This is a genomic window from Streptococcus pseudopneumoniae (genome assembly GCF_001068775.1).
GTDB classification, from domain to species: domain Bacteria; phylum Bacillota; class Bacilli; order Lactobacillales; family Streptococcaceae; genus Streptococcus; species Streptococcus pseudopneumoniae_N.
On the sequence record NZ_JWAJ01000044.1, the window covers coordinates 19,544 to 34,362 of the forward strand.

General features: G+C 40.3%; 11 protein-coding genes. 9 read left to right on the plus strand and 2 right to left on the minus strand.

All coding sequences use genetic code 11. From position 1 onward, the window contains the following. The first annotated feature begins 19 nt into the window (after positions 1 to 19). Positions 20 to 2,425, plus strand: a complete 2,406-nt coding sequence (gene pheT, locus ADF68_RS01710; RefSeq protein WP_049548387.1) for a phenylalanine--tRNA ligase subunit beta — start codon at positions 20 to 22, stop codon at positions 2,423 to 2,425. Between the two features lie 119 nt (positions 2,426 to 2,544). On the opposite strand, the gene ADF68_RS01715 is transcribed toward pheT, so the two are convergent. Next, positions 2,545 to 3,450: an alpha/beta fold hydrolase gene (locus ADF68_RS01715; RefSeq protein WP_049548379.1), complete on the minus strand. Its 906-nt coding sequence runs from the start codon at positions 3,448 to 3,450 to the stop codon at positions 2,545 to 2,547. Positions 3,451 to 3,777: 327 nt separating this feature from the next. On the opposite strand from ADF68_RS01715, the gene ADF68_RS01720 reads away from it, so the two are divergent. From ADF68_RS01720 to ADF68_RS01750, 7 genes are all read left to right on the plus strand, one after another. After that, on the plus strand, positions 3,778 to 4,671 hold the full coding sequence (locus ADF68_RS01720) for an ABC transporter ATP-binding protein (protein ID WP_006147212.1): 894 nt from the start codon (positions 3,778 to 3,780) through the stop codon (positions 4,669 to 4,671). Beyond that, positions 4,668 to 5,867 carry an ABC transporter permease gene (locus tag ADF68_RS01725; protein WP_049548380.1) on the plus strand — a complete coding sequence of 400 codons (1,200 nt, stop codon included), beginning with the start codon at positions 4,668 to 4,670 and terminating at the stop codon, positions 5,865 to 5,867. The genes ADF68_RS01720 and ADF68_RS01725 overlap by 4 nt, the downstream gene beginning before the upstream one ends. A gap of 292 nt (positions 5,868 to 6,159) precedes the next feature. Further along, positions 6,160 to 6,735: a DNA-directed RNA polymerase subunit delta gene (gene rpoE / locus ADF68_RS01730; RefSeq protein WP_049502915.1), complete on the plus strand. Its 576-nt coding sequence runs from the start codon at positions 6,160 to 6,162 to the stop codon at positions 6,733 to 6,735. Between the two features lie 351 nt (positions 6,736 to 7,086). Then, positions 7,087 to 8,694: a CTP synthase gene (locus ADF68_RS01735; protein WP_049548381.1), complete on the plus strand. Its 1,608-nt coding sequence runs from the start codon at positions 7,087 to 7,089 to the stop codon at positions 8,692 to 8,694. A 118-nt stretch (positions 8,695 to 8,812) separates the two neighbouring features. Further along, on the plus strand, positions 8,813 to 9,943 hold the full coding sequence (locus ADF68_RS01740) for an N-acetylmuramoyl-L-alanine amidase family protein (protein ID WP_049548382.1): 1,131 nt from the start codon (positions 8,813 to 8,815) through the stop codon (positions 9,941 to 9,943). Positions 9,944 to 10,046: 103 nt separating this feature from the next. Then, entirely contained in the window at positions 10,047 to 11,000 is a 954-nt protein-coding gene (locus tag ADF68_RS01745; RefSeq protein WP_049548383.1) for a class I SAM-dependent methyltransferase, read from the plus strand. A 48-nt stretch (positions 11,001 to 11,048) separates the two neighbouring features. Further along, positions 11,049 to 12,239, plus strand: a complete 1,191-nt coding sequence (locus ADF68_RS01750; RefSeq protein ID WP_049548384.1) for an acetate kinase — start codon at positions 11,049 to 11,051, stop codon at positions 12,237 to 12,239. Between the two features lie 57 nt (positions 12,240 to 12,296). On the opposite strand, the gene birA is transcribed toward ADF68_RS01750, so the two are convergent. After that, positions 12,297 to 13,232: a bifunctional biotin--[acetyl-CoA-carboxylase] ligase/biotin operon repressor BirA gene (gene birA, locus ADF68_RS01755; protein ID WP_049548385.1), complete on the minus strand. Its 936-nt coding sequence runs from the start codon at positions 13,230 to 13,232 to the stop codon at positions 12,297 to 12,299. A 210-nt stretch (positions 13,233 to 13,442) separates the two neighbouring features. Between birA and ADF68_RS01760 the strand changes: the two genes are divergently transcribed. Further along, on the plus strand, positions 13,443 to 14,633 hold the full coding sequence (locus tag ADF68_RS01760) for an O-antigen ligase family protein (RefSeq protein ID WP_049548386.1): 1,191 nt from the start codon (positions 13,443 to 13,445) through the stop codon (positions 14,631 to 14,633). Positions 14,634 to 14,819 lie beyond the last annotated feature (186 nt).

The following is a 14,819-nucleotide window of genomic DNA, read 5'->3' on the forward strand; positions in this document are numbered from 1 at the left end:
AGATCTTATGCTCAGAATTATGTTAGTATCATACAAATGGTTAAAAGAATTGGTGGACATTGCTGTGTCCTCACAAGAGTTGGCTGAAAAAATGTCAACTACAGGGATCGAAGTAGAAGGTGTGGAATCATCAGCTGTTGGTCTCTCAAAAATTGTCGTCGGTGAGGTCTTGTCTTGCGAAGATGTGCCAGAAACTCACCTTCATGTTTGTCAGGTTAACGTTGGCGAAGAAGAAGCCCGTCAAATCGTCTGTGGTGCTCCAAATGTGCGTGCAGGCATCAAGGTTATGGTAGCTCTTCCAGGTGCTCGCATCGCGGACAACTACAAGATCAAAAAAGGGAAAATCCGTGGCTTAGAGTCACTAGGGATGATCTGCTCACTTGGTGAATTAGGGATTTCTGACTCAGTTGTACCAAAGGAATTTGCAGATGGAATCCAAATCTTGCCTCAAGAGGCCGTTCCAGGTGATGAAGTATTCTCTTACCTAGACTTGGATGATGAAATCATCGAACTTTCCATCACACCTAACCGTGCAGATGCCCTCTCTATGCGTGGCGTGGCGCACGAAGTAGCCGCTATCTATGACAAGGCAGTCAACTTCAAAGAATTTACTTTAGCAGAAACAGACCAAGCTGCAGCCGATGCTCTTTCTGTCAGCATTGATACAGACAAGGCACCTTACTATGCCGCTCGTATCTTGGACAATGTGACCATTGCACCAAGTCCACAATGGTTGCAAAATCTTCTCATGAATGAAGGTATCCGTCCCATCAATAACGTGGTGGACGTGACCAACTATATCCTTCTTTACTTTGGTCAACCAATGCATGCCTTTGACTTGGACACCTTTGAAGGAAATGACATCCGTGTGCGTGAAGCGCGTGCTGGTGAGAAATTAGTGACCTTGGATGGGGAAGAGCGTGAGTTGGAAACAACTGATTTAGTGATTACTGTTGCTGATAAACCAGTAGCCCTTGCAGGTGTCATGGGGGGACAAGCTACAGAAATCTCTGAAAAGTCTACTCGTGTCGTCCTTGAAGCTGCTGTCTTCAATGGCAAATCTATCCGTAAGACAAGTGGTCGTCTCAACCTTCGTTCTGAATCATCTTCTCGCTTTGAAAAAGGGATCAATGTGGCAACTGTTAATGAAGCCCTTGATGCGGCAGCTAGCATGATTGCAGAACTTGCAGGTGCGACGGTGCGAAAAGGCATCGTTTCAGCGGGTGAACTTAATACTTCTGATGTGGAAGTTTCTTCCACTCTTGCAGACGTTAACCGTGTCCTTGGTACAGAGCTTTCCTATGCTGATGTGGAAGATGTCTTCCGTCGCCTTGGATTTGGCCTTTCTGGAAATGCAGAAAGCTTTACTGTGAGCGTCCCTCGTCGTCGTTGGGATATTACTATTGAAGCTGACCTCTTTGAAGAAATCGCTCGTATCTATGGCTATGATCGCTTGCCAACTAGTCTTCCAAAAGATGATGGAACAGCTGGTGAATTGACTGCGACACAAAAACTCCGCCGTCAAGTTCGTACCATTGCTGAAGGTGCTGGATTAACGGAAATCATCACCTACGCTCTTACAACTCCTGAAAAAGCGGTCGAGTTTACGATTCAGCCAAGTCATTTGACAGAATTGATGTGGCCAATGACCGTGGATCGTTCAGTCCTCCGTCAAAATATGATTTCTGGTATCCTTGATACGGTTGCCTACAATGTGGCTCGTAAGAACAAAAACTTGGCTCTTTACGAGATTGGAAAAGTCTTTGAACAAACAGGCAATCCAAAAGAAGAGCTGCCAAATGAAATCAACAGCTTTGCCCTTGCTTTGACAGGCTTGGTTGCAGAAAAAGACTTCCAAACAGCAGCCGTTCCAGTTGACTTCTTCTATGCCAAAGGAATTTTGGAAGCCCTCTTTGCTCGCTTGGGTCTTGAAGTGACTTATACAGCAACCTCTGAAATCGCTAGCCTTCACCCGGGACGTACAGCCTTGATTTCACTCGGTGACCAAGTCCTTGGTTTCCTCGGTCAAGTACATCCTGTTACAGCTAAAGCTTACGATATTCCAGAAACTTATGTAGCAGAGCTCAACCTTTCAGCTATCGAGAAAGCTCTTCAACCAGCAGCTCCATTTGTGGAAATCACTAAATTCCCAGCAGTCAGCCGTGATATCGCCCTTCTCCTCAAAGCAGAAGTGACTCACCAAGATGTGGTTGATGCCATCAAATCTGCAGGCGTGAAACGTTTGACAGCTATCAAACTCTTTGATGTCTTCTCAGGTGAAAAACTAGGACTTGGTATGAAGTCAATGGCTTATAGCTTGACCTTCCAAAATCCAGAAGATAGCTTGACAGACGAAGAAGTCGCACGCTATATGGAAAAAATTCAAGCATCACTTGAAGAAAAAGTGAATGCAGAAGTGCGTTAACAGTCTAAAATCCATCCCTAGGGATGGATTTTTTAGTAGAAAAAAACATCAAGCTTTAGCCTGATGATTTAATCAACTTGACGGGGAAACAACTCCTTTTTAATACTGTTACAAGATGATCAGACATCGATGTTTTTTGTCATCCAATCAGCTATGAAGTGATAGGTATCGTTTCGATTATTCTCGTTTAGAATTTCGTGACGAGCCTCTTCAACTAATCGGAGGCTTACTTTCGAATGTGAAGCCTTTAGGAGTTTTACAAATCTTTCTACACCTTTACCATTTTCGCCTAGAGGGTCTTCTTGTCCCGAAATCACGAGAATTGGGAGTTGGGTTGGAATCTCATCGATCACTTGTTTACTCGCTACTTGGTTAGAGAAGTAAAAAATAGATCGGTACATGGGAATAGTAGGTATGAATTGACAGAATGGATCCTTCAGATAAGCATGATTGGATTCCTCATTTTTTGAGAGCCAATCGACAGATGTTTTAGGATTTTTAATAGTTCGATTAAAGCTATCAGTTGATAGATAGGTCAGGAGTTTACTACGGTGTTTATTCCCTTTTATAAGTCGGATGCATTCTGTTAGGATGAGAGCAAATCGAGTTAGAAACTGAGGTTGTTGACCAGTCGCCATGATAATCAAGGCATTGATAGGTGGTTTTCGTTTAGCTACATAATAGCGACACATAAGAGAACCCATAGAATGCCCTAGAAGGACGATTGGAAGTTTTGGAAAGCTTTCTTGAATAAAAGAGGTCACTCTTTCAATATCATCGATGAGTTCCTCGGGAGATTCAGGAAAGACTCCGAGTTGACTTGGGTTTTGAACAGTATGACCATGGCCGAGATGATCATGGCCGATAACAGTAAAGCCTTCTTTATTCATGGCTAGAGCAAATTCTTCATATCGTTCCACGTACTCTACCATTCCATGTACAAGCTGAAGAACGGCTTTTGGCTGTTCAGTTTCCCAAATGATTAAGTTATTGTTGTTTGGTTCGAGTTTAAGTCTTTTTTTCATATCAGATTCCTTGCTGATGATAATCTATAGTCTATCAAAAATATACCATAAAATAGCACGATAAGCTAGGCAGGATGATGAAGATTGCTAGTAACAATTCAGGACTGAAAATGAACATTTGAGGACATAGTCGACTGATTTATCAAGAAATGAGTATAATAAATTTATCACTTAAAATCTGGAGGATTAAAATGCTTGGTGATAAGCTAATAAATTTCCTATCCAGTAAATATCCTTTTAAAAACAAAGATTTAAAAATGTACATAAATCATTGTAAAAGCTATCAAAAAGGAGTATAATGAGTGCAATAAATTTCGGAGGTGGATGATGCTCGAAGTAAGGAATCTAGAGAAAAGTTTTGGACCTAAGCAAGTTTTGTTTGGTGTTGACTTTCAAGCACGACCAGGGCGTATTTTGGGGCTGGTTGGGAAAAATGGAGCTGGGAAAACAACTATTTTTCACAGTATTTTGAAATTTTTAGACTATCAAGGGGAGATTGAGCTTGATGGTCAAGATATTCGTCAGGAGACCTATGCTCGCATTGGTTATCTCCCTGAAGAACGTAGTCTTATGCCTAAATTGACAGTCCTTGAACAAGTTCGTTACTTGGCAACCCTAAAAGGCATGGACACCAAGGAAATCAAAGAAAAACTCCCTCAATGGATGGAAAAACTGGAAGTCAAGGGAAAACTGACGGACAAGATTAAGAGTCTCTCAAAAGGAAATCAACAGAAAATTCAACTGATCATTACTCTGATTCATGAGCCAGACTTGATTATCCTAGATGAGCCTTTTAGTGGCTTGGATCCAGTCAATACCGAACTCCTTAAGCGGGTTATCTTGAAAGAAAAAGAACGTGGCGCGACTATTATCTTTTCTGACCATGTCATGACCAATGTCGAAGAACTTTGTGATGATATCCTGATGATTCGTGATGGGCGTGTCGTCTTGCATGGACCGGTTCAAGAGGTTCGCAATCAATACGGGAAAACACGACTTTTTGTTTCAAGTGAACGAAGCAAGGAAGAACTGGAGAGTCTTCCTCATGTTAAACAGGTTAGCTTGACCAAGCAAGGTAGCTGGAAGTTGATCTTGGATGATGAAAGTGCAGGTAGAGAGCTCTTCCCAATCTTGACTCAAGGTCAATATATCGCGACTTTTGATCAACAAGCTCCAACAATCGATGAAATCTTTAAATTAGAATCAGGGGTGGAAGTATGAGAAATATGTGGGTTGTAATCAAAGAAACCTATCTAAGACATGTCAAGTCGTGGAGTTTCTTCTTTATGGTGATTTCGCCTTTCCTCTTTTTAGGTCTATCTGGAGGAATTGGTGTTCTCCAAGGTTCTTCCTTGGCTCAAAATAGTAAAGTAGCAGTAGTTAGTTCTGTTCCTCTTGTTACAGAAGAACTTAAATCGACCAATGGTCTTAACTTTGACTATAAGGATGAAGCGAGTGCCCAAGAAGCCATCAAGGATGAAAAAATAAAAGGCTATCTAACTATTGACCAGGAGAACAGTGTCCTCAAGGCAGTCTATCATGGTGAAACTTCACTAGAGAGTGGCATTAAGTTAGCAGTGACCGCTAAGTTGAATGAACTCCAATCCCAACTCAACCGTTCAGAAGCAAATTTGTCTCAGGAACAGGAAAAACGCTTGGCTCAAACGGTTCAATTTACAGAGCAGATTGATGAAGCCAAGGAAAATAAAAAGTTGGTTCAAACCTTTGCGGCTGCAGGACTGGGTTTCTTCCTCTATATGATTTTGATTACTTATGCTAGTGTCACTGCTCAAGAAGTAGCCAGCGAGAAAGGAACCAAAATCATGGAAGTGGTCTTCTCAAGCATTCGTGCTAGCCATTATTTCTACGCCCGCATGATTGCCTTACTTCTTGTGATTTTGACTCATATTGGTATTTATGTCGTTGGTGGTCTTGGAGCTATCTTATTCTTTAAGGATATGCCTATCTTGGCTAATTCAGGTATTCTAAACCACTTGGGAGAGGCCTTCTCGCTTAACACCTTATTATTTATCTTAGTCAGTCTCTTCATGTATGTAGTCTTGGCAGCCTTCTTAGGTTCTATGGTTTCCCGTCCTGAAGATGCAGGAAAGGCCTTATCACCATTGATGCTTTTGATAATAGCTGGTTTTGTTGGCGTTACTGCCCTAGGCGCTGCAGGAGACAATTTGATTTTGAAAATCGGTTCTTATATTCCTTTCATATCGACCTTCTTTATGCCTTTTAGAGCTATCAATGGCTACGCAAATAGTATAGAAGCGTGGATTTCGCTTATGATTACGATTGCTTTTGCGGTGACTGCAACCATCTTTATCGGACGGATGTATGCTAGTCTGGTCCTTCAAACGGATGATTTGGGGATCTGGAAAACCTTTAAACGAGCTTTAAGTTATAAATAAAGTATCGGACCTGTGAGTGTATCTCCCGGGTCTTTTATACTCTTCGAAAATCTCTTCAAACCACGTCAGCGTCCATCTGCAACCTCAAAACAGTGTTTTGAGCATCCTGCGGCTAGTTTCCTAGTTTGCTCTTTGATTTTCATTGAGTATTAATTAGCTGAAATATTTCACATTTATTTCTCCTAAACCTTTGACTATTAGGCAAAATTATCGTACAATAAAGAGTACATGATAAAATGAGATCAGAGTTTATCCACTCTGACGTTAGTAGTAAAAAATGAGGAGAAACGCTTTGGAATTAGAAGTATTTGCTGGGCAAGAAAAAAGTGAACTATCTATGATTGAGGTGGCTCGTGCCATCTTGGAACTCCGTGGTCGTGATCACGAAATGCATTTTAGTGATTTGGTTAATGAAATCCAAAACTATCTCGGTACCTCTAATAGCGATATTCGTGAAGCTTTGCCTTTGTTCTATACAGAATTGAACTTTGACGGTAGCTTTATCTCTCTTGGAGATAACAAATGGGGCCTTCGTTCCTGGTATGGAGTGGATGAAATCGATGAGGAAATCATTGCTCTTGAAGAAAGTGATGATGAAGAAGTAGCACCTAAGGCTAAGAAAAAACGTGTCAACGCCTTTATGGATGGTGATACAGATGCTATTGATTACAGTGCAGATGATCCAGAAGATGAGGATGCATACGAAGAAGATCCAGCTCTTTCTTATGATGATGAAAATCCAGATGATGAGAAGAATGAAGTGGAAGCCTATGATGCTGAAATCAATGAAATCGCCCCAGATGATCTAGATGAAGAAGTCGATCTTAATGAAGAGGACGACGAAGACTCTGAAGAAGAGGAAGAATAAAAATAAAAAGGAGCTGGAACAGGTATCGGTCGCTTAAGTCTCGATTTCCTAGATCCAGCCTCTTTTTACTTTTTAGTTTGAATGAGTTATGCAAGATGGAATGCCAAGTCAACGATTTGTTCTATTTGACAAAAGGTTCATTTTGAGGTAATATATTGTTCGGGCACCTCTTTTAGAGGTCGGAGCTCCCTAGTTATTAGGGAGCTATTTTTGTTTTTTCAAGAAGTTATCTTCTTGTATTTTGGTTGTGAATCTGGTGCAGTCGTCCCAGATTATTCTTATTAGTAGGGTCTTGTTTTCTATGTCCCCTCGTAGTTAACAATGCCTTGAGCATTTTAGAAAGAGGAATCTATGTCTACGAAATATATTTTTGTAACTGGTGGTGTGGTATCGTCTATTGGGAAAGGGATTGTAGCAGCAAGTCTGGGTCGTCTCTTGAAAAATCGAGGTCTTAAAGTAACCATTCAAAAATTTGACCCTTATATCAATATTGATCCGGGAACCATGAGTCCTTACCAGCACGGAGAAGTTTTTGTGACAGATGATGGAGCTGAGACAGATTTGGACTTGGGTCACTATGAACGTTTTATCGATATCAACCTCAACAAATACTCAAACGTGACAACTGGTAAAATCTACAGCGAAGTTCTTCGTAAGGAACGCCGCGGAGAGTACCTTGGAGCAACTGTCCAAGTTATTCCTCATATTACAGATGCTTTGAAAGAAAAAATCAAGCGTGCTGCTCTAACGACTGACTCTGATGTTATTATTACAGAGGTTGGGGGAACAGTCGGCGATATTGAGTCCCTTCCATTCTTAGAGGCGCTTCGTCAGATGAAGTCTGATGTCGGAGCAGAAAATGTCATGTATATCCATACAACCTTGCTTCCTTACCTCAAGGCAGCTGGTGAAATGAAAACCAAACCAACTCAACACTCTGTCAAAGAATTGCGTGGTTTGGGAATCCAGCCAAATATGTTGGTCATTCGTACAGAAAAACAAGTAGGACAAGGTATTAAAAATAAACTAGCCCAGTTCTGTGATGTGGCACCAGAAGCAGTTATCGAGTCCTTGGATGTGGATCATCTTTACCAAATCCCACTTAATCTGCAAGCACAAGGCATGGATCAAATCGTCTGTGACCATTTGAAAATAGATGCACCTGCAGCAGATATGGCAGAGTGGTCAGCTATGGTTGACAAGGTTATGAGCCTCAAAAAACAAGTCAAGATTGCCCTTGTTGGTAAGTATGTTGAGTTGCAAGACGCCTACATCTCTGTGGTTGAAGCCTTGAAACACTCTGGTTATGCCAACGACGCAGAAGTTAAAATCAATTGGATCAATGCCAATGATGTGACAGCAGAGAATGTGGTAGAGCTTTTGTCTGATACTGACGGCATCATCGTACCAGGTGGTTTTGGCCAACGTGGAACAGAAGGTAAGATTGAAGCGATCCGCTATGCGCGTGAAAATGATGTTCCAATGTTGGGTGTCTGCTTGGGCATGCAGTTGACCTGTATCGAGTTTGCTCGTAATGTCTTAGGTCTTGAAGGAGCTAATTCTGCAGAGCTAAATCCTGATACCAAATACCCTATCATCGATATCATGCGTGATCAGATTGATGTTGAGGACATGGGTGGTACCCTTCGTTTGGGACTTTATCCTTCTAAGTTAAAACGTGGTTCTAAGGCAGCGGCAGCTTATCATAACAAAGAGGTGGTGCAACGCCGTCACCGTCACCGTTATGAGTTTAACAATGCCTTCCGTGAACAGTTTGAAGGAGCAGGTTTTGTCTTTTCAGGAGTGTCACCAGATAATCGTTTGGTAGAAATTGTGGAAATTCCAAAAAATAAATTCTTTGTGGCTTGTCAGTACCATCCAGAGCTATCAAGTCGTCCAAACCGCCCAGAAGAACTCTACACTGCTTTTGTAACAGCAGCGGTTGAAAATAGTAAATAGTCATGATTAAACCTTTGAGAGTCATCTCAGAGGTTTTTCCTATATAAATTTAGGATATCTCTTGCAAAAAAATAACATAGTGATATAATTAACATGAATCAAAACAGGAGGAAATCTCATGAAAAAAATTACACTATTTAGTTTATCATTGGCAGGTTTAGCTATGCTGGCTCTCCCTCAATCTGCCAAGGCTTTTGAGCTACAAGAGGTATGGCGTATTAAGGGGGGTGTTCAATATCAAGATGGCAAAATTCTTCGATTTAACAATGGCCATGACATAGATATCAAAGCCTTGGATTTGCCCAAAAACGAAAAAATTGAATGGAAAGTCACTTTAAATGGTCAAGACCAGACTGTCAATTTCCTAGCTCAAGAAGTGGATAGATCCAATATTGGTGAAGAAGGACGTTTCCTGAATTTCTACGTACCTTATGGCTACAGAGGAGATATCAAAGTAGAAGCCAAGAGTGGAAATGAAGTAAAGACCTGGTCCACTAAAGTAGTTGATGATGTATATAATGACGGTGGAAAGAGTGGTTACTTCCGTATTGACGAATCAAATAATCAATACACCTATCTTGATACAAAATGGGATTATCAAACCAAGACCTACACTGCTACCTTACCAGAGACTGTCAATGGTCAAAAAGTCTATGCTTGGGAAGACTATGACAATGGTGAGTTAAAACTTACAAAACCAGAATCTATCAGTCATTACTATAAGGGGGGAGGAGCCTTCAGAGAACTTTATCCAATTGTAAAAGCAGAAAGCTGGTTAAAATCACATCAGAACTGGTATTATCAAAAACAAGGTCAATTAGTTCAAAATGCTTGGGTTAAGGACAATGGAAACTGGTATTTTATGAATGACAAAGGAGTTATGTTTAATCAAACATGGCTCTATCAAGGTGGCAGTTGGTATGCCTTTAAGTCATCAGGAGCCATGATTTCAGCTGATTGGTTATATGATAATGGGTCTTGGTATTACCTAAAAGACTCAGGTTCTATGGCAACAGGCTGGCTTAAAGATGGTGGCAGTTGGTATTACCTAAACAAGTCAGGTTCTATGGCGACAGGCTGGGTGAAAGATAATGGCTCATGGTATTATCTAAAAGATTCAGGTGCAATGGCAACAGGATGGGTCAAAGACAATGGTAAGTGGTACTATCTGGCTTCATCTGGTAATATGCTTCGCAACACATACACACCAGATGGCTACTATGTAGATGGCAGTGGTGCTTGGAAATAATCATGAAACAGAGAAAGTCTACTGAGAAGGTAGATTTTCTTTTTTTCATTTTCATAATTATGAAAATCTGGAAAAAGGGCACTATTTTTGATAAAATAGAATTATGGATTTTGAAAAAATTGAACAAGCATATACTTATTTACTAGAAAACGTCCAAATCATTCAAAACGATTTGGCGACAAATTTTTACGATGCCTTGATTGAACAAAATGGAATCTATCTGGATGGTCAGACAAATCTGGAAGATGTCAAGAAAAATAATCAAGCATTAAAACGATTGGCTCTTCGAAAAGAAGAGTGGTTACGAACCTACCAATTCTTGTTAATGAAGGCAGCGCAAACGGAACCTCTTCAGGCCAACCACCAGTTTACACCAGATGCGATTGGACACTTGATGATTTTTCTGATGGAGCAATTGTGGCCTGCTAAAGATCTAAGTCTACTAGAATTGGGCTCTGGGATGGGAATTCTGGGTGCTAGCTTCTTAACGTCCATGAACAAAAAGGTAGATTACCTTGGGATTGAGCTAGATGACCTCTTGATTGATCTAGCTGCAAGTATGGCTGAAGTTATGGATCTGCAAATGGGCTTTATCCAAGGAGATGCAGTACGTCCACAAGTGTTAAAAGAGAGTGATATTATCGTGAGCGACCTCCCGATTGGCTACTACCCAGACGATCAGATTGCCTCACGTTATCAAGTGGCAGCAAAGGATGAACATACTTATGCTCATCATCTATTAATGGAGCAATCTCTCAAGTATCTTAAGACGGGAGGCTATGCTATTTTCCTTGCTCCAACAGATCTTTTGATGAGTCCTCAGAGCGACATCTTGAAAGGATGGTTAACTGAACAGGCTCAACTAGTAGCTATCGTAGCTTTACCAGAGGATCTCTTCGCTCAAGGAGCCCAGTCTAAGACCATTTTTGTTCTACAAAAGCAAGCGATAGAAGGCCTTGAACCATTCGTCTATCCACTTGCTAGTCTTCGTGATCCTGAAATTTTGTTGGAATTTAAGGAAAATTTTCAAAATTGGTGTCAAGAACATGAAATCTAGTATAAATTTTGATATAATAGTTGAAAACGCTTAAAAAGGGGAAACATTATGACAAAAACCATTGCAATTAACGCTGGAAGCTCAAGTTTGAAATGGCAACTCTATCAAATGCCAGAAGAAAAAGTATTAGCAAAAGGGTTGATTGAACGAATTGGATTGAAAGATTCTATTTCTACAGTTAAATTTGATGGTCGTTCAGAACAACAAGTCCTTGACATTGACAACCATACTTTGGCAGTTAAGATTTTGCTTGATGACTTGATTCGTTTTGATATTATTAAATCTTATGATGAAATTACTGGTGTTGGACACCGTGTCGTTGCAGGTGGAGAGTACTTCAAAGAGTCTACAGTCGTTGAAGGCGATGTAATTGAAAAAGTTGAAGAGTTAGGTCTTCTTGCTCCATTACACAACCCTGCAAATGCTGCGGGTATTCGCGCCTTCAAGGAGTTATTGCCAGATATTACGAGTGTCGTTGTTTTTGATACTTCCTTCCATACAAGTATTCCAGAGAAAGCTTATCGCTACCCTCTACCAACAAAATATTACACAGAAAACAAAGTTCGTAAGTACGGAGCCCATGGAACTAGCCATCAGTATGTTGCTCAAGAAGCAGCAAAACTCTTGGGACGCCCACTTGAAGAGTTGAAATTGATTACCTGTCACATCGGTAATGGTGCTTCTATTACAGCTGTTAAGGGTGGGAAATCTGTTGATACCTCAATGGGATTCACTCCACTTGGTGGTGTAATGATGGGAACTCGTACAGGGGATATTGACCCAGCCATCATTCCTTATTTAATGCAATATACAGAGGACTTTAACAAGCCTGAGGACATCAGTCGTATTCTCAATCGTGAGTCAGGATTGATGGGTGTTTCTGGTAAATCTAGTGACATGCGTGATGTAATTGCTGCTATGGAGGCAGGAGATCACGATGCCACTTTGGCTTATGAAATGTATGTTGACCGTATCCAAAAACATATTGGTCAATACCTTGCAGTCCTAAATGGAGCAGATGCTATTATTTTCACAGCAGGTATCGGTGAAAATTCTACTAATGTACGTGAAGATGTTATTTCAGGGATTTCTTGGTTTGGTTGCGATGTAGATCCAGAGAAAAATGTATTTGGTGCGACTGGAGATATTTCGACAGATGCAGCAAGTGTACGTGTACTGGTAATTCCAACGGACGAGGAATTGGTCATTGCACGTGACGTTGAACGTTTGAAAAAATAACAGATGAAAAAAATCGACCTTCAATAAGAAAGGTCGATTTTTTTTGATCTGGTAGAACTACCATTTAGTTAGGGAAACTTCACCGCTATGGAGCCATATTTTTTCACCAGTAGGCAATTCTATTTGTAATTGTCCTTGGTCAGAAATGTCGCATGCTTTTCCTGTGATAGTTTGGTGATCTTGCTTAAAGGAGACTTCTTTTCCTAAAACGATTGAGCGTTTTTTATAGAGATAGAGGAGTTCATCGGCTTCTGTTTCGTAGAAACATTTCCAGATTTCAGCAATCAATTCATTGCGAGTAATGGGAGCATTTTGAGAAAATAAGCTTCCAGCTTTAGTTTGTAGATTCTTGGGAAATTCAGCGATAGAAAAGTTGATCCCGACCCCAATGATAACATCTGTAACGAGTCCAGTTTCGATAGAGGTAATGGCTTCTGTTAGAATACCAGCAATCTTTTTCTGGTTCAGATAAATGTCATTGACCCACTTGATATTCACATCAATCAAACTAAGATTCTTGATAGCCTTGTAGATAGCCCCAGCTGCTAGAAGTGTATAGGCGGGAAGCTTCTGGTAAGGGAGATTGGGTTGTAGGTGAAGGGACATGTAAATTCCCCCCTTATCTGGAGAAAAATAGGGACGTTGAAAACGGCCACGCCCCATGGTTTGACTAGTGGAAAGGTAGAGCCTATCTCCTTTTGCCCCAGCTTCCATAGCCTCTTTAGCATCGGTTTGGGTAGATTTTGTTGAGGGTTTAAACAGGACAGTAATGGGACTATTCGATTCGATTTCCTGAGGTAAGATAAGATCACCGTCAATAAGTTTATACCCACGATTTTTGATACTGTAAATCTTCAGTCCCTCTTGCTGGAGACGTTGAATCGCCTTCCATACTGAAGTTCGAGATAGTTTTAATCTCTCAGCTATTTTTTCTCCACTTAGATAATCAGTTTCCGTAGCTAGTATTTTATAGACTTCTTGGTAGGATTTCATGCTAGACCCTTTCTGGAATAATTAGATTTATTGTACCATATTTTTAAAAAAGGGATAGCGATTTTCAAGTAATCTTAGCTAACTATAAAATTTTACCCAGTTTTAGTTAGGAGTATAGAGGCAAAGAGGTTTTCAAATCTCTTGAAAAATGGTAAAATGTTTTAATAACTTATTTATCTGAATGTGATATTCAGAAGGAAAGGATCTGTTGTGAAATCAATAGGTGTCATTGAAAAGTTAAAAAGTTTATCGAAACAAGAAGGACTTCTTTTGGGAGTTATTCTGAGTATTTTTCTTCCTTTTTATCTTTTCGTTATTATTTTTATCTCATACTTACTTTGGTTAGTATATACCGGGGAGATGAAGGGAATCTTGAAACGTTTGTCTCAACACTCTGTCTTGCTCTTTTTTATTGCCTATAGCACTGCAATTTCTCTTCTAGCACAAAATGTGATGGGAGTAGTTTCTTCGGTGGCCATGTTTCTGTTTGCCATCTTCTTTTACTATTATCAATCTCAATTGACTCCTAAATTTTTTAGGTTGACGATTGAAGGAATATTAGCCTTAAGTGTCTTTGCAGCAGCCTTTGCAGCTTTGGAACATTTCCAAATTGTAAAGAAATTTGATTATACCTTCCTCTCACCACGAATGCAGGTTTGGCATCAAAACCGAGCGGAGGTTGCCTTCTTTAATCCCAATTACTATGGAATTATCTGTTGTTTCTGTATCATGATTGGTTTTTATCTGATTAGCACAACTAAGTTAAGGTGGTTACGAATCTTTTCTATGATTGCCATCTTTGCTAATTTATTCGGTTTAAACTTTACGCAGAATCGTACAGCTTTTCCAGCCATCATCTTTGGAGCCATCATTTACCTCTTCACGACCATTAAAAACTGGCGTGCCTTCTGGCTTAGTATAGGAGTTTTTGGGGTTGGTTTAGCCTTTCTATTTTCGAGTGATTTAGGTGTTCGAATGGGAACCTTAGATTCATCTATGGAAGAACGTGTTTCTATCTGGAATGCTGGAATGGCCTTGTTTAAGCAAAATCCATTCTGGGGTGAAGGACCGCTAACCTACATGCACTCTTTCCCTCGTATTGGAGCACCTTATCATGAACATGCCCACAGTATCTATATAGATACGATTTTGAGTTATGGAGTTGTCGGTACCGTTCTCTTGGGGATTGCTTCTACCACTCCGGTACGAATGTTGATTGATATGAGTCAAGTACCTAGTAAGCGTCCTATCCTTGGACTTTACCTCTCTTTCTTGACAGTAGTAGCTGTGCACGGAATTTTTGATTTAGCGCTATTTTGGATTCAATCATCTTTTGTTTTCCTATTAGTGATGTGTAGTTTACCACTAAAACATAGTATGATTGATGAATTAGTTGATTAAGAAAAAGATAGTAGAAACTAACATTTTCTACTCAGAACGAAGACAAACGTCATTTTTGGCGTTTGTCTTTTTCTCTTTTATGTGACTTTCAGTCCGTCTCGCTCCGTGAGATGCGAGATAAATAAACCACCCGCTATGCGGGTGCGCGTCGAAGGTTATACCAAAAAAACTCCAAACGCGATACAA

Coding starts and splice junctions, on each gene's coding strand:
- ADF68_RS01750 (WP_049548384.1), top strand. CDS start 11,049: ATGACAAAAACCATTGCAATTAACGCTGGAAGCTCAAGTTTGAAATGG.
- ADF68_RS01735 (WP_049548381.1), top strand. CDS start 7,087: ATGTCTACGAAATATATTTTTGTAACTGGTGGTGTGGTATCGTCTATT.
- ADF68_RS01740 (WP_049548382.1), top strand. CDS start 8,813: ATGAAAAAAATTACACTATTTAGTTTATCATTGGCAGGTTTAGCTATG.
- ADF68_RS01715 (WP_049548379.1), bottom strand. CDS start 3,450: ATGAAAAAAAGACTTAAACTCGAACCAAACAACAATAACTTAATCATT.
- pheT (WP_049548387.1), top strand. CDS start 20: ATGTTAGTATCATACAAATGGTTAAAAGAATTGGTGGACATTGCTGTG.
- birA (WP_049548385.1), bottom strand. CDS start 13,232: ATGAAATCCTACCAAGAAGTCTATAAAATACTAGCTACGGAAACTGAT.
- ADF68_RS01720 (WP_006147212.1), top strand. CDS start 3,778: ATGCTCGAAGTAAGGAATCTAGAGAAAAGTTTTGGACCTAAGCAAGTT.
- ADF68_RS01745 (WP_049548383.1), top strand. CDS start 10,047: ATGGATTTTGAAAAAATTGAACAAGCATATACTTATTTACTAGAAAAC.
- ADF68_RS01725 (WP_049548380.1), top strand. CDS start 4,668: ATGAGAAATATGTGGGTTGTAATCAAAGAAACCTATCTAAGACATGTC.